The organism is Novosphingobium sp. UBA1939 (assembly GCF_002336885.1).
Lineage (GTDB): Bacteria > Pseudomonadota > Alphaproteobacteria > Sphingomonadales > Sphingomonadaceae > Novosphingobium.
Genome location: NZ_DDFB01000044.1, coordinates 34979 through 55474 on the forward strand (window position 1 = coordinate 34979; position 20496 = coordinate 55474).

27 protein-coding genes and 1 tRNA gene are annotated in these 20496 nt (G+C 64.2%); 13 read left to right on the forward strand and 15 right to left on the reverse strand.

The window, feature by feature from the left end; genetic code table 11:
- Positions 1-6 precede the first annotated feature (6 nt).
- Complete coding sequence (locus B3547_RS07105; protein WP_292961594.1) at positions 7-471, forward strand: low molecular weight protein-tyrosine-phosphatase; 465 nt, start codon at positions 7-9, stop codon at positions 469-471.
- Here the strand turns inward: B3547_RS07105 and B3547_RS07110 are convergent.
- The gene (locus B3547_RS07110; protein WP_292961596.1) at positions 468-1574 is read right to left on the reverse strand and encodes a PLP-dependent cysteine synthase family protein; all 1107 of its coding nucleotides are present in this window, start codon (positions 1572-1574) and stop codon (positions 468-470) included. The genes B3547_RS07105 and B3547_RS07110 overlap by 4 nt on opposite strands.
- A 164-nt stretch (positions 1575-1738) precedes the next feature.
- Here B3547_RS07110 and B3547_RS07115 point away from each other — a divergent pair, with 164 nt between their 5' ends.
- Both B3547_RS07115 and B3547_RS07120 read left to right on the forward strand, forming a co-directional pair.
- Positions 1739-4549, forward strand: coding sequence for a TonB-dependent receptor (locus B3547_RS07115; RefSeq protein WP_292961599.1), 2811 nt, complete (start codon positions 1739-1741; stop codon positions 4547-4549).
- A complete protein-coding gene (locus tag B3547_RS07120; RefSeq protein ID WP_292961602.1) occupies positions 4549-5571 on the forward strand; it encodes a phytase in 1023 nt (340 codons plus the stop codon). Before B3547_RS07115 ends, B3547_RS07120 begins: the two co-directional genes overlap by 1 nt.
- A 45-nt stretch (positions 5572-5616) precedes the next feature.
- Here B3547_RS07120 and nikR read toward each other — a convergent pair whose 3' ends face one another.
- Positions 5617-6087: a nickel-responsive transcriptional regulator NikR gene (gene nikR, locus B3547_RS07125; RefSeq protein ID WP_292961605.1), complete on the reverse strand. Its 471-nt coding sequence runs from the start codon at positions 6085-6087 to the stop codon at positions 5617-5619.
- 174 nt (positions 6088-6261) lie between these two features.
- Between nikR and B3547_RS07130 the strand changes: the two genes are divergently transcribed.
- The 4 genes from B3547_RS07130 to B3547_RS07145 all read left to right on the forward strand — a co-directional run bounded on the left by B3547_RS07130 (position 6262) and on the right by B3547_RS07145 (position 10919).
- Positions 6262-6822, forward strand: a complete 561-nt coding sequence (locus tag B3547_RS07130; protein ID WP_125955981.1) for an HdeD family acid-resistance protein — start codon at positions 6262-6264, stop codon at positions 6820-6822.
- Between the two features lie 20 nt (positions 6823-6842).
- Positions 6843-7847 carry a zinc-dependent alcohol dehydrogenase family protein gene (locus B3547_RS07135; protein WP_349676478.1) on the forward strand — a complete coding sequence of 335 codons (1005 nt, stop codon included), beginning with the start codon at positions 6843-6845 and terminating at the stop codon, positions 7845-7847.
- Between the two features lie 167 nt (positions 7848-8014).
- The gene (gene lon, locus B3547_RS07140; protein ID WP_124810305.1) at positions 8015-10420 is read left to right on the forward strand and encodes an endopeptidase La; all 2406 of its coding nucleotides are present in this window, start codon (positions 8015-8017) and stop codon (positions 10418-10420) included.
- Positions 10421-10505: 85 nt separating this feature from the next.
- Positions 10506-10919 carry an HU family DNA-binding protein gene (locus B3547_RS07145; protein WP_255352115.1) on the forward strand — a complete coding sequence of 138 codons (414 nt, stop codon included), beginning with the start codon at positions 10506-10508 and terminating at the stop codon, positions 10917-10919.
- Between the two features lie 126 nt (positions 10920-11045).
- Here B3547_RS07145 and B3547_RS07150 read toward each other — a convergent pair whose 3' ends face one another.
- Positions 11046-11897: a hypothetical protein gene (locus B3547_RS07150; RefSeq protein ID WP_292961613.1), complete on the reverse strand. Its 852-nt coding sequence runs from the start codon at positions 11895-11897 to the stop codon at positions 11046-11048.
- Positions 11898-11915: 18 nt separating this feature from the next.
- Positions 11916-12758, reverse strand: coding sequence for a 23S rRNA (guanosine(2251)-2'-O)-methyltransferase RlmB (rlmB, locus tag B3547_RS07155; protein WP_124810307.1), 843 nt, complete (start codon positions 12756-12758; stop codon positions 11916-11918).
- Between the two features lie 179 nt (positions 12759-12937).
- On the opposite strand from rlmB, the gene B3547_RS07160 reads away from it, so the two are divergent.
- Positions 12938-13023: transfer RNA gene (locus B3547_RS07160), tRNA-Tyr, on the forward strand.
- Here B3547_RS07160 and B3547_RS07165 read toward each other — a convergent pair.
- The 9 genes from B3547_RS07165 to B3547_RS07205 form a co-directional block, all read right to left on the reverse strand.
- Positions 13008-14099, reverse strand: a complete 1092-nt coding sequence (locus B3547_RS07165; RefSeq protein ID WP_292961615.1) for a tyrosine-type recombinase/integrase — start codon at positions 14097-14099, stop codon at positions 13008-13010. The two genes, B3547_RS07160 and B3547_RS07165, sit on opposite strands and share 16 nt — an antisense overlap.
- Complete coding sequence (locus tag B3547_RS07170) at positions 14099-14293, reverse strand: hypothetical protein (RefSeq protein ID WP_292961616.1); 195 nt, start codon at positions 14291-14293, stop codon at positions 14099-14101. The genes B3547_RS07165 and B3547_RS07170 overlap by 1 nt, the downstream gene beginning before the upstream one ends.
- On the reverse strand, positions 14293-14568 hold the full coding sequence (locus B3547_RS07175; RefSeq protein WP_292961617.1) for a DUF2312 domain-containing protein: 276 nt from the start codon (positions 14566-14568) through the stop codon (positions 14293-14295). The genes B3547_RS07170 and B3547_RS07175 overlap by 1 nt, the downstream gene beginning before the upstream one ends.
- A gap of 82 nt (positions 14569-14650) precedes the next feature.
- Positions 14651-14812 carry a hypothetical protein gene (locus tag B3547_RS07180; RefSeq protein ID WP_292961618.1) on the reverse strand — a complete coding sequence of 54 codons (162 nt, stop codon included), beginning with the start codon at positions 14810-14812 and terminating at the stop codon, positions 14651-14653.
- Positions 14803-14958, reverse strand: coding sequence for a hypothetical protein (locus B3547_RS07185; protein ID WP_292961619.1), 156 nt, complete (start codon positions 14956-14958; stop codon positions 14803-14805). Before B3547_RS07185 ends, B3547_RS07180 begins: the two co-directional genes overlap by 10 nt.
- Positions 14945-15127: a hypothetical protein gene (locus tag B3547_RS07190; protein ID WP_292961620.1), complete on the reverse strand. Its 183-nt coding sequence runs from the start codon at positions 15125-15127 to the stop codon at positions 14945-14947. The genes B3547_RS07185 and B3547_RS07190 overlap by 14 nt, the downstream gene beginning before the upstream one ends.
- The gene (locus B3547_RS07195; protein ID WP_292961621.1) at positions 15124-15339 is read right to left on the reverse strand and encodes a hypothetical protein; all 216 of its coding nucleotides are present in this window, start codon (positions 15337-15339) and stop codon (positions 15124-15126) included. Before B3547_RS07195 ends, B3547_RS07190 begins: the two co-directional genes overlap by 4 nt.
- Positions 15340-15433: 94 nt before the next feature.
- The gene (locus B3547_RS07200; RefSeq protein WP_292961623.1) at positions 15434-15844 is read right to left on the reverse strand and encodes an ogr/Delta-like zinc finger family protein; all 411 of its coding nucleotides are present in this window, start codon (positions 15842-15844) and stop codon (positions 15434-15436) included.
- A 4-nt stretch (positions 15845-15848) separates the two neighbouring features.
- Positions 15849-16298, reverse strand: a complete 450-nt coding sequence (locus tag B3547_RS07205) for a hypothetical protein (protein WP_292961625.1) — start codon at positions 16296-16298, stop codon at positions 15849-15851.
- 75 nt (positions 16299-16373) lie between these two features.
- Here B3547_RS07205 and B3547_RS07210 point away from each other — a divergent pair, with 75 nt between their 5' ends.
- Complete coding sequence (locus B3547_RS07210) at positions 16374-16607, forward strand: hypothetical protein (RefSeq protein ID WP_292961627.1); 234 nt, start codon at positions 16374-16376, stop codon at positions 16605-16607.
- Here the strand turns inward: B3547_RS07210 and B3547_RS07215 are convergent.
- Together B3547_RS07215 and B3547_RS07220 are read right to left on the reverse strand one after the other, a co-directional pair.
- Positions 16584-17075 carry a hypothetical protein gene (locus tag B3547_RS07215; protein WP_292961629.1) on the reverse strand — a complete coding sequence of 164 codons (492 nt, stop codon included), beginning with the start codon at positions 17073-17075 and terminating at the stop codon, positions 16584-16586. The genes B3547_RS07210 and B3547_RS07215 overlap by 24 nt on opposite strands.
- Positions 17072-17392: a transcriptional regulator gene (locus tag B3547_RS07220; RefSeq protein WP_292961632.1), complete on the reverse strand. Its 321-nt coding sequence runs from the start codon at positions 17390-17392 to the stop codon at positions 17072-17074. Before B3547_RS07220 ends, B3547_RS07215 begins: the two co-directional genes overlap by 4 nt.
- On the opposite strand from B3547_RS07220, the gene B3547_RS07225 reads away from it, so the two are divergent.
- The 4 genes from B3547_RS07225 to B3547_RS07240 all read left to right on the forward strand — a co-directional run.
- Positions 17391-18143, forward strand: a complete 753-nt coding sequence (locus B3547_RS07225; protein ID WP_292961635.1) for an XRE family transcriptional regulator — start codon at positions 17391-17393, stop codon at positions 18141-18143. The two genes, B3547_RS07220 and B3547_RS07225, sit on opposite strands and share 2 nt — an antisense overlap.
- 14 nt (positions 18144-18157) lie before the next feature.
- Positions 18158-18565, forward strand: coding sequence for an HIRAN domain-containing protein (locus B3547_RS07230; RefSeq protein ID WP_292961638.1), 408 nt, complete (start codon positions 18158-18160; stop codon positions 18563-18565).
- A 371-nt stretch (positions 18566-18936) separates the two neighbouring features.
- Entirely contained in the window at positions 18937-20016 is a 1080-nt protein-coding gene (locus B3547_RS07235; RefSeq protein WP_292961640.1) for a DUF262 domain-containing protein, read from the forward strand.
- An 8-nt stretch (positions 20017-20024) separates the two neighbouring features.
- The coding region (locus B3547_RS07240) for a hypothetical protein (protein WP_292961642.1) at positions 20025-20496 on the forward strand (472 nt) is incomplete at its 3' end.

A 20496-nucleotide genomic window follows, 5' to 3' on the forward strand; every position in this document is an offset into this window, starting at 1 on the left:
AGTCTTGTGAACCAGCCATCCGTGCTGTTCGTGTGCCTCGGGAACATCTGCCGTTCACCGATGGCGGAGGCTGCGCTGCGCGCGCGGGCCGTGGAAGCCGGGATCGCGGTAACGGTCGATTCCGCCGGCACCGGAGACTGGCATGTCGGCCGCCCGCCCGATCGCCGCGCGATCATCGAGGCGGGGCACCATGGTATCGACATATCCGGCTATCGCGCGCGGCAGGCGAAGGCGGAGGATTTCCTGCGCTTCAGCCATATCTTCGCGCTCGATCCGCAGAACCTGCGCGATTTGCTGGCCATCGCCCCGCGCCGGCATTTGGCTCGGCTGGAACTGCTGATGGACCTCGTGCCCGGGCGCGAAGGAACGGCGGTGATCGATCCCTATTACGGGGACGCCGAGGACTTCGAGCGCGCCTGGGCCGATGTGAGCGCGGCGGCGGACGTGCTGATCGAACGGCTGGGGCGTTAGCTCAACAGCGCGTAGATGCGCTCGTCCTCGGCCTGCCAGGCGATGCCGTTCGCGTCGAGCCAGGCGTCGTCGTAATACGTCCCGGCGTAGCGCTCGCCGGAATCGCACAGGATGGACACGATCGATCCGGCTTGTCCGGCGGCCGCCATTTCCCCGATCAGCGCCGCGCAGGCGTGGATGTTGGTTCCAGTTGATCCGCCGACGCGGCGGCCGAGCCGGCGCGAGAGCGCGCGCATGGCGCCGATCGATCCGGCATCGGGAATGGCCATCATCCGGTCGACCACCTGCGGCATGAAAGACGGCTCCACCCTCGGGCGGCCGATGCCTTCGATGCACGAGCACTTGCCGCAGCCGAGGTCGCGGATCGAGCGGTCGGCGAAATGGCGGTGGAACACCGATCCTTGGGGGTCCGCCACGCACAACCGCGTGCCGTGCCGCGCGTAGCGGATGTAGCGGCCGATCGTGGCGGAGGTGCCGCCGGTGCCCGCGCCGCAGACGATCCACGTGGGCACCGGATGTTCCTCGTTGCGCATCTGGCGGAAGATGGTGTCGGCGATGTTGTTGTTGCCGCGCCAGTCGGTCGCGCGTTCGGCGTTGGTGAACTGGTCTAGGAAATGGCCGCCCGTCTCCAGCGCCGGTACGCGGGCGGCATCGGTCACTTCGCCGGCGTTCTGGACGAAATGGACGTCCCCGCCATGGAAGCGGATCGCCTCGATCTTGGCGGGCGAGGTGCCGTGCGGCACCACCGCGATGAACGGCAGGCCGATAAGCCGGGCGAAATAGGCTTCGGAAACGGCGGTCGATCCGCTGGTCGCATCGATCAGCGGGGTGCCGGGGCCGATCTGCTGGTTGCACAGCGCATAGAGGATCAGCGAACGGGCGAGGCGGTGCTTGAGGCTGCCGGTCGGGTGGCTTGATTCATCCTTGAGATAGAGCGTGATGCCGGGAAAGCGGGGCAGTTCCACGCGCACCAGATGGGTTTCGGCCGAGCGGGTGAAATCGGCATCGATCCGCCGCACCGCTTCCAGCGTCCAGGCGCGCAGAGCTTCCGGCGAGAGGGTTTCGGCCGGGGGAAGTGATGAATGCGGGGCGGTCTGGGTCATCCGCCCGCCTTTAGAAGCCTGGCTTTGTAATGACAAACTTTACCTTTCAGCGAATGGATGACTGATTTGTGAAAGGATCATTACGGATCGGTAATCTTCGTCGCGAATCCGTCAAATCAACGCCCTAGGCGCGGCCCCGACCGTCAAAGAAGTGGGGACCGTTCATGCTTTCGATCACGCAACCCGGCGCGGCGCGCCGGGCGTTCTATCGTGCCATCCTGATGACCAGCGCCTGTGGTGGCCTGTTCGTGTCACCCGCCGTTGCGCAGGAGGCGCCGGCCGTCCCCGGCGAGGAGGAAGCGGGCGAGCAGATCGTCGTCAACGGATCGCGCCCGATCGTTGAATCCGAAGAAGCCGCGCTGCAGGTGCAGAAGATGTCGGATTCGCTGGTGGCCGTGGCCGCATCCGACAGCGTGGGTCGCTTGCCCGACCAGAACATCGCCCAGGCGGCCAGCCGCCTGCCGGGCATCGCGGTGGAGCGCGATCAGGGGCAGGCGCGCTATATCAGCCTGCGCGGCGCGCCGAAGAACTGGACCACGCTGTCGTTCGACGGGATCAACGTGGTCAGCCCCGAAGGGCGTAACGCCCGCTTTGACTCGATCCCGTCCGCCATCGCCGGCAAGATCATCGTGTCGAAGGCGGTGACGCCCGACATGCCCGGCGAGACCGTGGCGGGCAACGTCAACATCATCACCCGTTCGGCGTTCGATTATTCCGGCTTCCACATCGCGGGCAAGGCCGGCGCGGGCGTGGCCGAATACGGCAGCCGTCCGCAGTACGAAGGATCGCTGGTGCTTTCCGACCGCTTCAACGTGGGCGGTGGCGAGATCGGCGTGCTGGTGTCCGGCTCGTACTACGAGCGCCGGATGATCACCGACAATTTCGAGCACGACTGGGAGCAGGTGAGCCAGGACGTGCGGCCGGGCTACGAAACCCGCTTCTGGACGCACGAGACCGAAAACAAGCTCTACCGCCTGACGCGCAAGAACTGGTCGGTCTCCGGCCGGCTCGACTGGAAGCCGGACGACAACAACACCATTTCGCTGCGGTCGATCTACACGATCTTCACCGACGACGAGGCGCGCGACAACTATCGCTTCGACATGGACGACCGGCAGGGCGATCTGGTCGCCAACAGTGCGGCGTGCAACGCCACCGTGAACACCGCGCCGACGACCTCGGGTTATGCCGACGTGTGCATCGGCAACACGCCGCTGAAGGGCACGATCTATGGCATCGACATCCGCCAGCGGTCGACGCTGCGCGCGTTCAAGCAGTCGATCTTCACCAACACGCTGCAGGGCACGCACAAGTTCGGCGAAGGCTGGACGCTGGACTGGCTGGGCAACTACACCGAATCCAAGGATGACCGTTCGGTGGTGGGCGAAGCTTCGTGGAACAGCCCCAACACGCGCAACCTGCGCCCCACCGTGGCCTACGATTTCACCGATCCGAACCTTTCGCCGCTGACGCTGTACACCACCACCCAGCTTTCCGGCCCGACGCGCTATACGGCGGGCGCGCAGGTGACGGCGATCGATACTTTCACCAAGCCACTGGCCACGTTCACGGTGCTGGACGCGGTGGACACCACCAAGGCCTATACCGGCCGGCTGGTGCTGTCGCGCGAGACGCGGTTCCTGGGCGCCGACGCCACGTTCAAGGCGGGCTTCCAGTTCGACCAGCGGACCAAGGTGGTGGACGAGAACCTGCTGACGCTGGACACGGCGGCGCAGTTCTCCGCCGCGGGCATTCCCACGGATTACAACCAGTTCTCGCTCGATACGGCGTTCATGGGCAAGATCCAGCCGGGCTACACGTTCCGCTATTTCGATACCGCGAAGATGCGCGCGGCTTCGGCGGCGGCGCGCAAGGTCGGCACGTTCGTGCCGCAGATCGCCAATATCTACAACGTGCGCGAGCAGGTATTCGCCGGCTACCTGATGGGCACGCTGCGCTACGACTGGGGTTCGATCGTCGGCGGCGCGCGGGTGGAGCACGTCAAGAACCGCGGCATCGCCACCGGCATCACGGCGGAGGCTGAGCAGACGCTGGTGTTCCCGAGCCTGCACGTCAATTACAACCTCGACGATACCAAGAAGGTGCGCCTGTCGCTCAACACCGGCGCTGCCCGCGCCGACTACGATCTGCTGCGCCCGAACGTGGTGATCAACGATACCAACGAGACGATTTCCGGCGGCAACCCGGCGGTGAAGCCGGAACGCGCCTGGGGTCTGGACGGCTATTTCGAATGGTACGTGAAGCCGCAGGGCTATCTGATGGTCGGCGTGTTCTACAAGCATGTGACCGACGTGCTGTACACCCAGCGGCGCACGTTCGGCTCCAACGCGCTGAATACCGCTGCGTTCGACCGTTCGGGCTATATCTTCTCGGGCATCACCAACGGCGGCAGCGGCCGGATTTATGGCATGGAAGCGGCAGCGCAGTTCCAGCTCGAACCCTGGGCGGAAGAGCTCGGCATCCCTTCGTGGATGGGCGGCTTCGGCATCAGCGCCAACGTCACCGTGAACAACAGCAAGGTCAGCAAACCGGCGGTGTATGACACGGCCGGCGCGCTGCTGGTGGCGAGCCGCAAGGTGCGCCTGCCGAACACCTCGGACCTCGTGTACAACATTGGCGGTTACTACGAAAAGTACGGCTTCTCCTTGCGGCTGCAGTACCAGCGGCGCAGCAAGTGGCTGGATGGCATCGCCGATACCCTGACCGACGCGGGCGATGCCTATTGGGCGGCGGACGACGAGATGGACTTCTCGGCGCGCTATGCCGTAAACAAGCATGTCGAGATCTATTTCGACGCGCAGAACCTGCTCAACCAGCCGGGCCGCCGGTTCGTCGATCCTTCGGGCATTCTCAACGCCAAGGGGACCAAGACCAATGGCGCGATCGAGAACTACACGATCGAATGGGAACGCTTCGGCCGTCGTTACAGCGGCGGTATCCGGGTGACGTTCTGATGCTGCTGACGATCTGGAGCGCGGCCGCGCTGGCAGCAGCCGCGCCGCCGTCGGTCCCCACCGTCGAAGTCACCGCGCGCGGTGAAACCGCGCCGGTGGCGACGGCGCAGGGCGATGCCGCCGATGATCCGGCGATCTGGCGCAACCCGGCGCGGCCGGGGGAAAGCCTGATCGTCGGCACCGACAAGAAGGCCGGGCTCTACGTCTATCGTCTGGACGGCAAGGTGCGCGATTTCGCGGCGGCCGGGCGGCTCAACAACGTCGATCTGATCGACATGGGCGCGGCGGGCGTGATCGTCGTCGCCAGCGATCGCAACGACGAGGCGCAGGCGAAGCTGCAGGTCTGGCGGCTCGATACCGCGGCGGCGAAGCTGCAGCCGCTGGGCGCGGTGACGGGCGGCGCGGGCGAGGCGTATGGCGTATGCCTGCTGCGCGATGCGGCCGGGCTGACCGCGTTCTCCGTGCTCAAGCACGGGGCGATCGTGCAGGTGCGGATCGTGCTCGACGGCGCGGCGCCGACGGGGCGGATCGTGCGGACCATGCAGTTGCCGACCCAGACCGAGGGCTGCGTCGCCGATCCGCGCACGGGCACGCTCTATGTGGGCGAGGAAGACCGCGGCATCTGGGCGTTCGATGCGCGCGAGGATCGACCCGCCGAAGCCACGCTGGTCGCGACCGTCGACCGCGCGCACCTGTTCGACGATGTGGAAGGCCTGGCGCTGATGCCGGTGGGCCGCAACGGCGGCTGGCTGATCGCGTCGAGCCAGGGGGACAACGCCTATGCTCTGTTCGAGCTGCCCTCGATGAAGCCGGCGGGGCGTTTCCGCGTGGTGGCGGGGCGGTTCGGCAGCACCGAGGAAACCGATGGCATCGCCGTGATGCCGGGCAGCTTCGGCAAGGACTACCCCGCCGGGCTCTTCGTGGCGCAGGACGGGCACAACCAGCCGGCGCCGCAGAACTTCAAGCTGGTATCCTGGCGCGATGTTCTGGCCGCGCTGCGCAAAGGGCGCGCGCGGCGTTGAGCGGCTGCGTGGTCGAGCGCCGGATTTGTCGGCGCGGTCGGGGTGCTAAAGCGTGGGCGACAGGTGGTTGTGGCCGTGGTGGACGTGATCGTCCGCATGGTCATGGCTATCGTCGGGCTGCACGCGCAGCAGGTTGATCGCGCCGAACCGCACGCCGCGTTCCGAGCGGACCGCATCGGCGAAGGCCCGCACCGCGTGCGTCGGGCCTTTCAGGATCACGCTTTCCAGGCTGTGATAGTGATCGAGGACCACCGTGGTCCGCGCGGCGACAAGATCGTGGTGGGCGTGCTGCATCTCCGCCAGCCGCTGCGGCAGCGCGCGGACGCGATGCTCGACCACATAGGACAGGTTGGCGACGCAATGCTCCCCCGTTTGCGCTTCGCCGTGCCACTGTTCCAGTCCGCCGCGCACCAGATCGCGCACCGCTTCCGAACGGCTGGAATAGCCTTTCTCGCGCGCCATGCTGTCCAGCGAGGTGGCAAGGGTTTCGTCGACGGATATGGTGATGCGCTGCATGGCGGGGCAACGATGCCACCGGCGGGCAGGCCAGACAACCCGCCGCTTTCGTTTCCGCGCAGGCGCTCGCGACATGGCCGCCGCCCTTTTTATCGATGCCAACGCCACCGGCGCAAAAGATGCTAGGGTGGGGCCTTCGGATTCGCCGTATCACCGCATCGGGAGCCGCTTTGGATGACACAGATCATAGGCAGCAGTCTGATTGTCGATGACCGCCCTGGCCGGGCCTGGGGATGGTTTGTGGGTGTGGGCGTGGTGCTGGCCATGCTTGGCGCGCTCGCGTCGGCCAATCTTATGTTCGCGACGCTGGCCGCGACCATCACCGTGGGCGTCATGATGTTTGCGGGCGGCGTGTTCCAGCTTGTCCACGCCTTCGGCGTGCGGCGCCAGGGACGGACATGGTGGTGGGCGCTGTCGGGCCTGCTCTACATGGGCGCGGCGCTCGTCACGCTGGCCGACCCGCTGTTCGCGGCCGGCGTGCTGACCCTGCTGCTGGCGGCGAGCCTTGCCGCATCGGGGCTCGTCCGCGCCTATGTTGCCTTCGCCATGCGCGAGCGGGGGTGGGGCTGGCTGCTACTCTCCGGCCTCGTCAGCATCGGCGTGGCGCTGGTGCTGGCACTTGGCTGGCCGTGGAACACGATCTGGGTGCTGGGGCTGGTGTTGGCGGTGGACCTGTTCCTGCAGGGCTTCATGCTGCTGCTCGCTGGTTTTGCCTTGCGAGCCGTCCGCCTGTGAATAACCGTGTGGATGGGCCCGTGGACAAGTCTGAGATCATGGTCGCGATGGAGATCGAGGCGCCCGGGCGTCCGCTCAGGCGCATAGAGCGGGCGGTTCCCGCGCCCGGCCCGAACGAACTGCTGATCGCGGTAAGCGCCTGTGGCGTGTGCCGCACGGACCTTCACGTCCTCGATGGCGAGGTGAAGGCGCGCTATCCGGTCATCCCGGGGCACGAGATCGTTGGGCGGGTTATGGCGCTGGGCGAAGGCGTGACAGGTTTTGCCGTGGGCCAGCGCGTGGGCGTGCCCTGGCTTGGCCATACCTGTGGAACGTGCCCCTATTGCGCCAGCGGGCGCGAGAACCTGTGCGATGCGCCCGCGTTCACCGGAGCCACGCGCGACGGAGGCTACGCCACGCATACCGTGGCGGACGCGCATTTCTGCTTCGCGCTGCCCGATTGCTTTTCCGACGTCGAGGCCGCGCCGCTGCTGTGCGCCGGTCTGATCGGCTGGCGCGCGTTGCGGCTGGCGGGCGAGGGCAAGGTGATCGGCCTCTACGGCTTCGGCGCGGCGGCGCATATCCTGGCGCAAGTGGCGGTCTGGCAGGGGCGGACGGTCCACGGCTTCACCAAACCCGACGATGCGGCGGGGCAGGCCTTTGCCCGCTCGCTTGATTGCGTCTGGGCCGGCGGATCGGACGAGATGCCGCCCGAGCCGCTCGACGCCGCGCTGATCTTCGCGCCGGTGGGCGATCTGGTGCCGCAGGCGCTCAAGGCGGTGCGAAAGGGCGGGCGCGTGGTCTGCGCTGGCATCCACATGAGCGACATTCCCGCCTTTCCCTATGCCGACCTGTGGGAGGAGCGGCAGATCCTGTCCGTCGCCAACCTGACGCGCGAGGATGGCGTTTCGTTCTTCGCGGTTGCCGAGCAAGCCGGCATCCGTTCCGTGACCGAGAGCTTCCCGCTGGCGCAGGCCGATGAGGCTTTGGCCCGGCTGCGTTCGGGCGCGCTGCAGGGCGCGGCGGTGCTGCTGCCCGAGGGATGAAGCGCCTTGACCTTGTCATTGCGGGCTGGCGCGGACGGAATGCGCGGAGTGGCTGAAAAGCACCGATCCACAGCCGTTATGCGTTTTGCCATTGCGGGCGCGGGAATGCCCTCCCATATCCTGCTCAAGCCCGGCGCCCTGATCCGGGACAGACGGAAAAGTTGCTGATGAATCTGTACCCCTTGCTTCCCCTGCGCGACATTGTTGTCTTTCCGGGCATGGTCGTGCCCCTGTTCGTCGGTCGCGCGAAGTCGGTCGCGGCGCTGGAAGCCGCGATGGCGGGCGAACGCGATATTTTCCTGCTCGCCCAGCTCGATCCCGGCTGCGACGATCCCGATCGGGATGACCTGTACGATACCGGCGTCATCGCCAAGGTGCTGCAACTACTGAAGCTGCCCGATGGCACCGTGCGCGTGCTGGTCGAAGGCACAAGCCGCGCGCGGCTGGAAGCGCTGACGCCCGAAACCGGCGCCAACGGCGAAGTGCTGATGGCGCAGGTGGAAACGATCGACGCGATCGAGGCCGAAAGCACCGAGATCGAGGCGATGATGCGCCAGGTCGTCGAGCAGTTTGGTGAATATGCCAAGCTGTCGAAGAAGCTGTCGCCCGATGCCGCCGGCCAGCTTGGCGAGATCACCGAAGCGGGCCCACTTGCCGACGCCGTTGCCGGTCAGATCGCGGCCAAGGTGTCCGACAAGCAGGCGCTGCTGTCCGAGAACGATCCGCTCAAGCGGCTCGAGATGGTGCTTTCCTTCATGGAAGGCGAACTCGGCGTGCTCCAGGTCGAGCGGAAGATCCGTGGCCGCGTGAAGCGGCAGATGGAGAAGACGCAGCGCGAATATTACCTCAACGAACAGTTGAAGGCGATCCAGTCCGAACTCGGCGGCAGCGACGATGGTGAAGCCAACGAGATTCAGGAACTGCAGGACAAGATCGACCGGCTCAAGCTTCCCAAGGAAGCGCGCGCCAAGGCGCAGGCGGAGCTGAAGAAGCTCAAGACCATGCAGCCGATGAGCGCCGAGGCCACGGTCATCCGCAATTACCTCGACGTGCTGCTGGGCCTGCCGTGGGGCAAGCGCAGCAAGCTGAAGAAGGATATCGCGGCGGCGCAGTCGGTCCTCGATGCGGACCACTACGCGCTCGACAAGGTCAAGGACCGCATCGTCGAATATCTGGCCGTGCAGGCGCGCACCAACAAGCTGAAGGGGCCGATCCTGTGCCTCGTCGGCCCTCCGGGCGTGGGCAAGACCTCGCTGGGCAAGTCGATCGCCAAGGCCACCGGGCGCCAGTTCGTGCGCCAGTCGTTGGGCGGCGTGCGCGACGAGGCGGAAATTCGCGGCCACCGGCGCACCTACATCGGCTCGCTGCCGGGCAAGATCGTGACCAACCTGCGCAAGGCGGGCACCTCGAACCCGCTGTTCCTGCTCGACGAGATCGACAAGCTGGGGCAGGACTTCCGCGGCGATCCGGCGTCCGCGCTGCTCGAAGTGCTCGATCCCGAACAGAACGCCAAGTTCCAGGATCACTACCTCGAACTCGACGTGGACCTGTCGGACGTGATGTTCGTCTGCACCGCGAACAGCCTCAACCTGCCGCAGCCGCTGCTCGATCGCATGGAGATCATCCGGCTCGAAGGGTATACCGAAGACGAGAAGGTCGAGATCGCGCAACGCCATCTGGTGGGCAAGCAGGTCGAGGCGCACGGATTGAAGAAGGGTGAGTTCGAGCTGACCGAATCCGGGCTGCGCGACCTGATCCGCTATTACACCCGCGAGGCCGGCGTGCGCACGCTGGAGCGCGAGATCGCCCGGCTCGCGCGCAAATCGCTGCGCCAGATTCTGGAAGGCAAGGCCAAGGCCGTCTCCGTGACGCCCGAAAACCTCGCCGATTATGCCGGTGTGCGCAAGTTCCGCCATGGCGTTTCCGACGAGGAAAACCAGGTTGGCGCGGTAACCGGGCTGGCATGGACCGAAGTGGGCGGTGAACTGCTGACGATCGAAAGCGTGACGGTGCCCGGCAAGGGCGGCGTGCGCACGACCGGCAAGCTGGGCGAGGTCATGAGCGAAAGCGTCCAGATGGCGTTCAGCTTCGTCAAGGCGCGCAGCCCGGCTTATGGCATCAAGCCTTCGATTTTCGCGCGCAAGGACCTGCACATCCACTTGCCCGAAGGCGCCGTGCCCAAGGACGGGCCGAGCGCGGGCATCGGCATGGTCACGGCAATGGTTTCGACCCTGGCCGGCATCCCCGTCCGTGCGGACGTGGCGATGACCGGCGAGGTGACGCTGCGCGGGCGCGTGCTGGCGATCGGTGGCCTGAAGGAAAAGCTGCTCGCCGCGCTGCGCGGTGGCATCAAGACCGTGCTGATCCCGGAAGAGAACCGCAAGGATCTGGCCGAGATTCCGGCCAACATCCGTGAAGGGCTTGAGATCGTTCCGGTAAAGCACGTGGACGAGGTACTCGCGCTGGCGCTGGCCGGGCCGCTGGAGCCGATCGAGTGGACCGAAGCGGACGATCTGGCGAGCCAACCCGGAGCCGCTGTGGGAGGCCAGCCGGCCTCCACCACCGCGCACTGACGGTCTCCTTCGCGGGACGTCCGCGAAGCCGCAATCACCAGGGGGCGCATCTCCGCATGGGGGTGCGCCTTTCCGTTTGCGGGAAATGCGTTGGTTTTTGAGACAAATTCAACGTTTCTCGTTGCTTTTGTCTTTGACAGCGGATTCTTTCTCCGCTCAATTCCCGCGCACCCGAAAGGCGATTCCGAAACCGCAGTTTTCCCAAGAAAAGGTAGGGGGTTCCGCAATGAACAAAAACGATTTGATCAGCGCTGTCGCCGATGCCAGCGGCCTCTCGAAAGGTGATGCCACGAAGGCGGTGGAAGCCGTTTTCGATTCCATCTCTGGGGCGCTCTCGAAGGGCGACGAAGTGCGTCTGGTCGGTTTTGGCACGTTCTCGGTCGCCAAGCGCAAGGCTTCGACCGGCCGTAACCCGCGCACGGGTGAGCCGATGTCGATCAAGGCCTCGTCGCAGCCGAAGTTCAAGGCCGGCAAGGGCCTGAAGGACGCGGTGAACTGATAACGAGCCGGGCCGCCTGGCGCGAACGGGTCGCGCCGGCAGAAGCCCGGCCGTTGCTGGAAGTCCGAGCACAGAAAAACCGCGCCGGTCATGCGATCGGCGCGGTTTTTCTTTTTGGGGTGAAGCTTATCGATCGAGCCGGATCAGTGCCGTTGGCATCGCGGCCGTCCGGACATCGACCTTCCAGTCCAGCCTTTGTCCGGCCGGATCGGGCTTGGCGCCTTCGTCGGTGTTGTTCGCCAGGATCGCACCGTCGGTATGCAGCGTGAACGTGCCGTCCATCTGCGGCAGGGTGCCGTCACTGCCCTTGGCCTTGTCCTTGGCCACTTCCGCCAGCATCGCCATGAGTGGCGATGCGGAAGCGCTGCTGGCGAAGGCGGGGGCATCGATCCGCACGCTGCCGTCGGCGCGGCGGATCATCGTGACGAAGGGCACCACCGCCGGCATCCGTTCGATCATCGGGAAGCTGAAATCGTGGTCGAGCCGTCCGCTAACGGCATATTCCACTTCGAACCGTCCGTCGCCGCGATTGATCACCGATTTCCAGCCCGCCTGGCGTGACAGGCGTTCCGCGAACGCATCGGCCGCCTTCGGATCGGACGGGTCCAGCCCGCCGAGCCAGGCCTTGGCCATGCGTTCGTTCTCCGCGTCGCGCTGCGATGCCCCGGGCTGCGCGACGTCCCACGCGGCACGCTGCGCGTCGACTTCGGCCTTGGTGCAGGGCCGGCTGGCCTGACTGCCTTCATCCCGGCAGGGCGAAGGGGTGAACGGCTTCTTCTCGCCCGTGCCGGCCGGCTTGTCCTGCGCCAGCTTCGACAGCGGAAGCAGGAAAATCTCGCCCTTGTAGGTGAAGCTGAACGTGCCGTCGCGGTGCAGGGTGAGATCCGATCCGAACTTGCCGGGCAGCAACATGCAGGCGGCCAGTACCAGCGATGCCAGCACCAGCAGCGTACCGGTGAACAGGCGCTTTGTGCTCACGATGTGCTTCCTTCCGGTTCAGTCGGTCGTACGCGTGGCGATCGCATAGAGCGCGATCGCGGCGGCGTTGGACACGTTGAGACTTTCGATCGCCGAGGAGATCGGCAGGCGCGCGATCGAATCGCAATGCTGCGCCACGTTGTGCCGAAGCCCTTCGCCCTCGGCCCCCAGCACGAGCGCGACCGGCCCGGAGGGCACCGCCTGCGGGAAGGCATCCTTGCCATCGCCGTCCAGGCCGATCCGCCAGTATCCGGCCTCGGCGATATCCTCCAGCGCGCGGGCGAGGTTTACCACGCGCACCCACGGCACCGTTTCGAGCGCGCCCGAGGCCGATTTCGCCAGCGTGCCCGATTCGGGCGGGGCATGGCGATCCTGCGTGACGATCGCCGCCACGCCGAACGCCGCGCAACTGCGCAGGATGGCGCCCACGTTGTGCGGATCGGTGACCTGGTCGAGCAGCACCAGCGTCTTGCCGTCGGCTTCGTCCAGCACGTCGTCGAGCGCCACGTCGTCCAGCGGCAGGCATTCGAGCACAAGGCCCTGGTGCGGCGCATCGCGCGCCACCAGCCGGCCGAGATCGGCGGCCTGCGCGTATTCCACCGGCAGCGACGCGGGCAGTTCGGCGTCGTGATCGTCGAGCATCGCCTGGATCGCTTCGCGCGTGCCCCACAGTTTCTTGGCCACGCGATCGGGATTCGTCAGTGCGGCTTCCACAGCGTGGCGGCCCCACAGGCGCACGGTGCCCTGGCTGCCGCGCCCACTGCCCCGGCCGCCCTGCATCCGCCCTGCGCGCCCGCGCAGCGCGCGGCCCTTGCGCTGTCCGTCTTGCCGGGCTTCGCGATGATCGTGGGGAGCGGCCATGGAGAGTACCTTTATGCTGGAATGCGAAAATATCGTGCGCCTCCTGCCAGTCGCCCCATTGACAGGCAAGCGATGCTTCGCCAAAGGGGCCGCCTCTCGGCCGGACGGCCCCTTCGCGGGGGTCTCAAATCAGAGGCGGACCCGTTTCCGGGGAACCCTCGCACCGGCAGCACTGGTGTGGACAGGTGGCCGAGTGGTTAAAGGCAGCAGACTGTAAATCTGCCCGCGCAAGCGTACGCTAGTTCGAATCTAGCCCTGTCCACCACCATTCTTCTCCTTTTCCTTGGTTTCCTGCGGGATTGCGGGGTTTTTGCGGCTGGATTTGGCGAACCTTTCGTGAAGGTTCGCCAACGCTTTACCGGCGAGTGCTCGTTTGTTCGCGCTTTCGGCGTACTTTGCGAATTCGCGATCGGTCTTGTGGCCGGTGACGGCGCGGCCCTCCAGCGTGGTTGCGCCTGATTCTGCCAGGCGGCGGCTGGTGGCCTTGCGGAGGCCGTGGGGGGAGCAGTGGGGGAGGCCTGCCTTGAGGCAGGCGCGCTTGAACCAGTTGTAGAAGCCGGTGGACGAGAACGGCTTGCCGTACATCGTTTCCAGATAGACCGTCTGGCCGCCCGGGAAGGTGCGCAGCGCCTCGAGCAGGTCTGGCCCCATGGGAACGTGTGTGCCGCTATCGTTCTTGGAGTGGTGCAGGATCAGATCATCGCCGATTCGATTCGCGGGGCCGACCAGCAGGATGTCTGACTTGCGGAGCGCGGTGGCGAGCAGGAGTTCCTTGGCGAGTCGTTCGCGTGTGCCGAAGGGCCACTGCGAATCGAAGGCATCGAGCTCCGCCTCGGTCCACGCATGGAAGCCCTTGCCGGTGCGGAAGGCATCCGTTGCCTCCACCGGGTTATCCGTCCGCCAGCCCAGCTTGATGGCATGGCGGTGAAGGCGCGCCAGCACCTTGCGCAGGTTGTTCGCCGCCGCCGGCGTATCGCGCATCGACGTGAGCTTGCGCTCCACGTTCTCCGTGGTGACGCGGCGCACGTCCTTGTGGCCGTTCCTGGCGCGGAAGCGTTCGATGATGTTGCGGTAGGTCTGCTGGGTGCTGCGCTTGCTGTCGAGCCAGCGCGGGCTTTGGTAGAAGCTGACGACCAGCGCATCGTAGGTGTAGGGCGCGAAGCGTTCGACCTTCGGCTTCACGGCAGCCTGGGCAGCGGCGTATTCCTCCATGAATTCGGGCGTGCCGGGCGCGTTCCGGAAGTGATAGGTAGGCTGCCCCTTGCGCCGATACCGGTAACGGACCTTGCCGTGCCGATCCCGGTACTGGGAGACGTTCACTGGAAGCCAGCGGCGTTTCATCAATCGAGCTCCTCGCCCATGGTATCGTCGACGGCGTTGCGCCGCACGGTCACCTCCAGGCTGCCATCGAGCCGGATGGCGACGCGCACTTCCTCAAAACCCAGCCCGTTGACCGAGTTGATGGCGCGGCGAATGTCTGCCTGACGGAACCGGACCGGCGCCGGGGCGACGAATGGGGGCGCAGCCGTTTCCATCAGTCCATCCCCAGCGCGCATTTGTAGGCTTCGAGGATGCATTCCATCTCTCGCCGGTCATCAGGCTTCATCTTCCGCAGGCGGACGAGCTGGCGCATGAGGCGCGCATCGTAGCCAACCGAACGCCCTTCATTGTAGACATCGCGGATATCCTCCCCGAGGCCCTTCTTCTCTTCCTCTAGCCGTTCGATCCGTTCGATCAGCAGGCGCAGGCGATCGTCCGCAGGGCGGCGTTCATCCGGCAGATCGACCGGGATGGTGAGCTGGCTGGTCATTGGCGATCCTTCCGGCGGTGAAACGCGCACCAGAACGCGCCAAAGGCGGTTCCGGCACTGAAGGCGATGGCGGCGATCAGCATCACAGCCTGCCCAGGGCGAGCGAGGTGGCGGCGAAGATCGCGCCGGCACCGGCGGATATGGCCAGCGTGCCGATGATAATCATGATCTGCCGGATGGCGGCATTGCGGCGCCAGCGGCGCAGATCGGCATCGGCGGCGGTGCCGGGCTGCTTCAGTTCCATGGCAGGCACCCCTGCAAAGGGCACTGCGCCAGCCCGGCGATCACGCGATCGGCAAAGTGCCAGAAGGCCATGACCGCGCCGAGCAGCAGGGCGGGCCGCGCCAGATCCCCGGTGCGGATGCGGGCGGTGCGATCAATGGGTTTCATCGGGCGCCTCCGCAACGATGCCCGCGCCGCTGCACGTGGGGCAGGTGACACACTGGCGGCCATAGATGGCATCGAACACGGGCTTCATCCGTTCGCGCCATTCGCGCGCCTGCTGCAGCCGGGCGAGCCGTTCCGCCCCGCGAATATGCCTGACCGGGTTGAGCATCACGCGGCCCTCCCGCTGCTGGCTTGCCGCAGTTCGCGCACCGGGATGCCGGCGCGCGTGCAATCGGTGCACCAGACGTTGCCGTGCCGGGCCGTCCAGCCCACGGGCACAACGCCATCGGCGGCGATGTGGAGGGAGCCGCACGACGCGCATTCAAAGGTGGCGACGTGGAGGCGGGGATCGGCGGTGGGCCGCTGCGCAGCAAGGAAGGACATGGGCGTTTCCTTTGGGCATGGCTTCCCCGTTGCCGGAAGCGAGGCCCGGCGCGGGCGAAGCGAAAAGAGATGTGGCGGGGGAAGGGGGCTCAGATCATCCCGGCGGCTCCCGTGGCGGCGCGGGGCGCATGCCATCGAAGAGGCCGGGTTGATTCGGATCGGGCGGTGTCATCGCCTCCAGCGCCTGCTGCCGGGAAACCGGGCGCAGGGGCAGGGTGACGCGGGGGTTGGGGATGGCGCTGGGCACGATCCCGAAATCATAGCTTTCCGTGGCTTTCCATGTGTGCCCGCACAACACGTTGGGGCACTGATAGTAGATGTCGCGATGGGTTTCGGTGATCGCCCGGCTGGACCGGCGATAGCCGATGAAGCGGCAATGCGGACAACGCAGCGCGCCCGATCGCGTGGGCTGCGTGCCATCGAACGGGACATCGAGCGGGAAGGCGGCGGGGGCCGGTTGCGCGGCTTCGGCCGGAACGGGCGCGAGATAAGTGTGATCATCCATGCGATCAGTTCCCCTGTTCCTGCCGCTTCAGCGCGGCGACGCCATCCTTGAGCGCGCCCACCGCCTCCTCAGCCTCCTGAAAGGCGCGGCGGCGCGCCTCAGGGTCATGAGGGCGGTTGGCGGCGGCGATCAGCGCGGCAACGGCCTCTCCGCCCTCCTTGGCGGCGCTGGCGGCGGCATGAGCGATATCCAGCGCCACATCCCGCGCCAGCACATCAAGCTGGAGCGTGAACACCCGCTGGAACGGCCCGTGATCCCCACCGCTGGCCACAAAGGCCTTGTCGAGCCGCAGGGCATCGAGAATCGATATCTCGCTGTCCACATCGGGATCGGACCACATGCGCACCAGGCGTTCGCTGCGCCCGCAGATCGCGGCGCAACGATCCCACCCGATGCGCGCGGCGATCACCATAAGCGCACGGTGAAACGTGATGGGTTCGCGCAGCTTCGTCATGCGCCGGTAAATCCTTTCAAAATCGCGGTTCGATTGAAAGAGACAGGGCGATGCCGCGTGCGGTATCCGGCCTGCATGAGCAAACCGGACGAAACACCGAACACGCGCGCGGATTTCGGCGCGGCCCTGCTGGAGTTCACCTGCCGCTTCGCCACCGTGATGGTGGACAAGGGGCTGATGGACGGCGCGGAGGCCGGCGAGATGCTGCAAGGCATCGAACGGGCGATGGCCACGGGCCGGCAGGACCCCGCCACGCTGATCGCCCTGCAGAATGCGCTGGAACGGTCAGCCCGAAACAGCATCGACTGATCCCTCTGCTTCAACGGGCAGCAATCCCAGCGCGCGCAGGCGTTCGTCGATCTGGCTGTCACGCAGTTGCTGGAGTGCATACGCATGGTTGCGCCGGGAGCGATCGATGCCCTTTGCCCATTCGGATTCGGGCGTTCCCTCGCTGGCAAGATGGGCGTCGAAATTGCGCACCATCTCGGTGAACTGGCGCATTTCCGAGAGCAAGCCAGTGTCGCGGATGCGGATCGTTCCGCCTCCGGCCAGCAATCCCAATGTGCGCAGGCGTTCGTCGACGCGGGCATCAACGCGGGCATCGATCGCCTGTTCGATGGCCTGCTGGCTGCGGCTGAGAAGCTGGTCCGATGCCGCCTGCATATCGTCCACGAACTGGCGGCCGGCGTGCTGACGGTCGGCCGCGCTCAGATCGGGATCGTTCAGGGCGGCGAGATAGGTCTGCATGGCGCCCGCCATGGATTTCGGTTCGGTCACGCGGCGGCGCTCCTGTTCGGGGTGTGGGGCTGGTGAAGCGGGACCACCGCCGCTGCGCGCTCGTGTCCATGGCCTGCGGGCCAATCGGGCGAGGGGCCGAGGTCGGCGGGATAGATATCGGGGCGAAGGTGATGACGGGGAACGCCAGTGGCAGCTTCAACACGCAGGACGAACTCGGCGGGGACACGTTTGGAGCTTTGGACCCACTTCCACACAGCCGCCTGCGAGAGCCCGATCTTACGAGCTAGTGCAGATTGCGAACCTGCAATTTCCAGTGCCCATTGTAGGGCCTCATAGGGGGTAGGGTTTATTACCATGGCGGTTGACTACAGCCAAAGTTTTAAATCTGTCAAACGAAAAACGTTTAGAGACAGGTACAGCCATGGTTGTAATGTGCAGCCTATGTTTAGAGCTGATCGTCTTGCTGCGCTGATAAGCGAAAAGGGCCTTTCGCAGAGCGAGCTCGCTCGGCGAGTAGGGGTATCTCAAGCTACGATCTGGAAATTGGTGAAGGAGCCGAGCCAAGGTTCTAAGCATCTTCACCGGATTGCAGCGGAGTTGGGAGTGTCTCCAGCCTATTTGGCAGGAGATACAGACGATCCGACGCCGGGTTTGGTGCCGGCCAAAGTGGCAACCTTCGAGGAACTGGCGGCCGAGCATGGGCTGATTCCCATCCGGCATCTCGATCTCGCATTCGGCATGGGCGCAACTTACGTCGACAACCCGGTTGACGAGGAAATGCGCATGTTCCCGGAAACCTTCATCCGGGCCTTCACCAGCGCACCGCCGGAACTGATCTATTTTGCCCACGGCGTGGGCGATTCGATGATGCCCACGGTTCATCCCAATGATCTTCTGATCATTGACGCCTCAACCCGGCGGATGACCATGAGCGACCAGATCTGGGCGTTCAACTATGCTGGCCTTGGCATGATCAAGCGCCTCCGCCCGATGCCCGATGGCGGGGTGAAGATTTTGTCTGACAACCAGAGCGTGCCGGCCGAAACCGCCTATGACGGCGAACTGAACCTGTTCGGCCGCGTGGTTGCGGTCGTCCGCAAGATCTGATGGCTTTGCCGGCGATGTCGCTGGCGGTGGTTGGCGTGCACCACGCCAACCCCGACAAGGCAAAAAGCAACCGCCGCTTCGAAATCATGCTCTCCTCGCCGGGCGAACCGGTGGAGTTGTGTCCGCAACCGAACAACCCGGCAGACCCCAGCGCCGTGGCCGTGTTCTCCATGCGCGGCATACAGATCGGCTATCTCACCGCTGAACGCTGTGGCCGGATCGGCGCCCTGATCCGCGAAGGCCGGGAAGTGCAGGCCGTGTTCCAGGCATCGGCCGATTTCGGCGCATGGATACGCGTGGCGTTTGATGGCGAGGTGCCGGTGGTGGACCCGACCGCGCTGGCACCAGAGCCCGTGCCAATGTTGGCGGAAGGGGCCGATCCGGAGGCGGAGTTCTATCCGGACGAGGTTTGGGATGATTGAGGGGGCGTGGATTAAAGTCTTGTACGTCGTCTCAGCTTGCCGATCCAAAGGACGGGGCTGGGACATTGCCGTCATTCAGGGGCCTTCGTCGAAACAGTGGCTTGTAGCTGGACACCGACCGTTCGGAAAGACCGCATTCAGCGGCAAGGAACGGCCAAAACTGAATGGTAGGCGCCTGAAAGGTTTCTTCTGTCGGACCTGAGCTAGTTATCATTCCTGTGGCGGTTCATTCTCCTACGGACAGCGCCACGAGAAACCGTGCAGGTCCAAAACTCGTTGCTTCAAAGTGCCATACTCGGCAACCTAATTGGATGAGTGACCTTAGATGGAGGCAAGGCACGCGCCCCATCAATTGCGGGATTAGAGACGATATGGCGGAAAATGACACTGACTTCTCGATCCTGGATTATGAGGTAACGGAGCCTGACCCCGAAAATGAGGCGACCCCGGCGCCAAAGTATGAGATTTTTTCGTACCCCGCTGACACCACTCTGAAGGGCTACCTTGAGCAGTGGACAAACGAACAATTATGGATACCCCCGTTTCAGAGAGGCTATGTTTGGGACCAGACACGAGCAAGTAAGCTAATTGAGAGCTTTTTGCTCGGACTACCTGTTCCACCCGTATTTCTATATAAGCCCGCTGGATCAAAACAGTTTTGGATAGTTGATGGGCAGCAACGAATTCACAGTGTCGTTGATTTTCAGAGAGGAATTTTCGGGGAAAGCCGCTTTAGATTGAAGGGCGTCGATGCAAGATGGGAAGGCAAGACTTTCGCTGACCTGGGTGAAACTGACCGCTTTAATCTAGAAACTGCGGTATTGCGTGCTATTGTCATCCAGCAAACGCACCCAGCAGATCATTCAAGTATATATCATATATTTGAGAGGCTTAACACTGGTGGAATCCGATTGAATGCCATGGAGGTAAGGCAGTGCGTATTTTCCAGTGAATTTCTCAATGAATTGAAGGTCGTAAATGGTCTACAGGATTGGCAAAAGATACTGGGTACAACAAAATCTGATAAACGATTAAAAGATGTTGAGTTGGTATTGAGGGTTATTGCTTTATATCGTGACTTTGAGAATTACGACAAACCGATGAAGCAATTTCTGAATAAGTGCGCAGCTCACTTTCGTGCGGGTGAAGCTCCAGAAAATCTGAAAATTATGGCAGAACGAGAGGAGGTTTTTCGTCGATTTTCTGACGCCTGCAGCCTCGTGGTTCAAGAGATCGGAGAACGGCCTTTCCACTTGAGAGGGCGGCTGAATTTCAGCGCCTTGGATGCGGTTATGGTCGCTGTGATGCGCAACGCCACCGTTTCTGATCTGGCCGACAAATTTAAAAAGCTCTTGGCCACCGAGGCGTTTATGGAGGACGTGTCGTACAACACCAGCGATGAGGCTGTCCTTCAAAGGCGAATGAAGCTCGCAAATGAGCTTATTTGCTAGGCCGCGAAATGCCCCTTGACCGCACAGAAACAGCCATCGCGCTAATTAAGGGCCAGGAAGATGGAGGGCAATCTGACGGGCCAATTTCTAGCTTCCTGGCTCAATACGTTTCGGTAGTTCTGTATGCCGAGATGGAGGAAGAAATTGCGAGCGTTGTGAGGGATCATATCACTAGTTGTTCGAGCGCCGCACTGGGCCTGTTTATTCAGGGCAACATGGACGGAATTATTCGGCGAACGCCAAAATCGGACATTGGAAAGCTAGTTTTGCAGTTTGGGGAGGCATTCAAAACTGCTTTTGAGGACAAGATCGACCCCTCCAGCGTCAGTCGATACAGTAACGTCATTGCCGCCCGCCATGCCGTGGGCCATCGACAAGGTTCGAGCATAACACTCGCAGAAGTTGAGTTAGGCCTCGCGGGTGCTAATCTCATTATCTCTGCGCTGAAAGAATGCGGAGGGTTCGAAAAACTCTGGCGCT

Excerpts from the sequence above, each read along its gene's own strand:
- B3547_RS07110 (WP_292961596.1), bottom strand. The coding sequence starts at position 1,574 with ATGACCCAGACCGCCCCGCATTCATCACTTCCCCCGGCCGAAACCCTC.
- B3547_RS07115 (WP_292961599.1), top strand. The coding sequence starts at position 1,739 with ATGCTTTCGATCACGCAACCCGGCGCGGCGCGCCGGGCGTTCTATCGT.
- B3547_RS07120 (WP_292961602.1), top strand. The coding sequence starts at position 4,549 with ATGCTGCTGACGATCTGGAGCGCGGCCGCGCTGGCAGCAGCCGCGCCG.
- nikR (WP_292961605.1), bottom strand. The coding sequence starts at position 6,087 with ATGCAGCGCATCACCATATCCGTCGACGAAACCCTTGCCACCTCGCTG.
- B3547_RS07130 (WP_125955981.1), top strand. The coding sequence starts at position 6,262 with ATGACACAGATCATAGGCAGCAGTCTGATTGTCGATGACCGCCCTGGC.
- lon (WP_124810305.1), top strand. The coding sequence starts at position 8,015 with ATGAATCTGTACCCCTTGCTTCCCCTGCGCGACATTGTTGTCTTTCCG.
- B3547_RS07145 (WP_255352115.1), top strand. The coding sequence starts at position 10,506 with ATGCGTTGGTTTTTGAGACAAATTCAACGTTTCTCGTTGCTTTTGTCT.
- rlmB (WP_124810307.1), bottom strand. The coding sequence starts at position 12,758 with ATGGCCGCTCCCCACGATCATCGCGAAGCCCGGCAAGACGGACAGCGC.
- B3547_RS07165 (WP_292961615.1), bottom strand. The coding sequence starts at position 14,099 with ATGAAACGCCGCTGGCTTCCAGTGAACGTCTCCCAGTACCGGGATCGG.
- B3547_RS07170 (WP_292961616.1), bottom strand. The coding sequence starts at position 14,293 with ATGGAAACGGCTGCGCCCCCATTCGTCGCCCCGGCGCCGGTCCGGTTC.
- B3547_RS07175 (WP_292961617.1), bottom strand. The coding sequence starts at position 14,568 with ATGACCAGCCAGCTCACCATCCCGGTCGATCTGCCGGATGAACGCCGC.
- B3547_RS07180 (WP_292961618.1), bottom strand. The coding sequence starts at position 14,812 with ATGGAACTGAAGCAGCCCGGCACCGCCGCCGATGCCGATCTGCGCCGC.
- B3547_RS07185 (WP_292961619.1), bottom strand. The coding sequence starts at position 14,958 with ATGAAACCCATTGATCGCACCGCCCGCATCCGCACCGGGGATCTGGCG.
- B3547_RS07195 (WP_292961621.1), bottom strand. The coding sequence starts at position 15,339 with ATGTCCTTCCTTGCTGCGCAGCGGCCCACCGCCGATCCCCGCCTCCAC.
- B3547_RS07200 (WP_292961623.1), bottom strand. The coding sequence starts at position 15,844 with ATGGATGATCACACTTATCTCGCGCCCGTTCCGGCCGAAGCCGCGCAA.
- B3547_RS07205 (WP_292961625.1), bottom strand. The coding sequence starts at position 16,298 with ATGACGAAGCTGCGCGAACCCATCACGTTTCACCGTGCGCTTATGGTG.
- B3547_RS07210 (WP_292961627.1), top strand. The coding sequence starts at position 16,374 with ATGAGCAAACCGGACGAAACACCGAACACGCGCGCGGATTTCGGCGCG.
- B3547_RS07225 (WP_292961635.1), top strand. The coding sequence starts at position 17,391 with ATGGCGGTTGACTACAGCCAAAGTTTTAAATCTGTCAAACGAAAAACG.
- B3547_RS07220 (WP_292961632.1), bottom strand. The coding sequence starts at position 17,392 with ATGGTAATAAACCCTACCCCCTATGAGGCCCTACAATGGGCACTGGAA.
- B3547_RS07230 (WP_292961638.1), top strand. The coding sequence starts at position 18,158 with ATGTCGCTGGCGGTGGTTGGCGTGCACCACGCCAACCCCGACAAGGCA.
- B3547_RS07235 (WP_292961640.1), top strand. The coding sequence starts at position 18,937 with ATGGCGGAAAATGACACTGACTTCTCGATCCTGGATTATGAGGTAACG.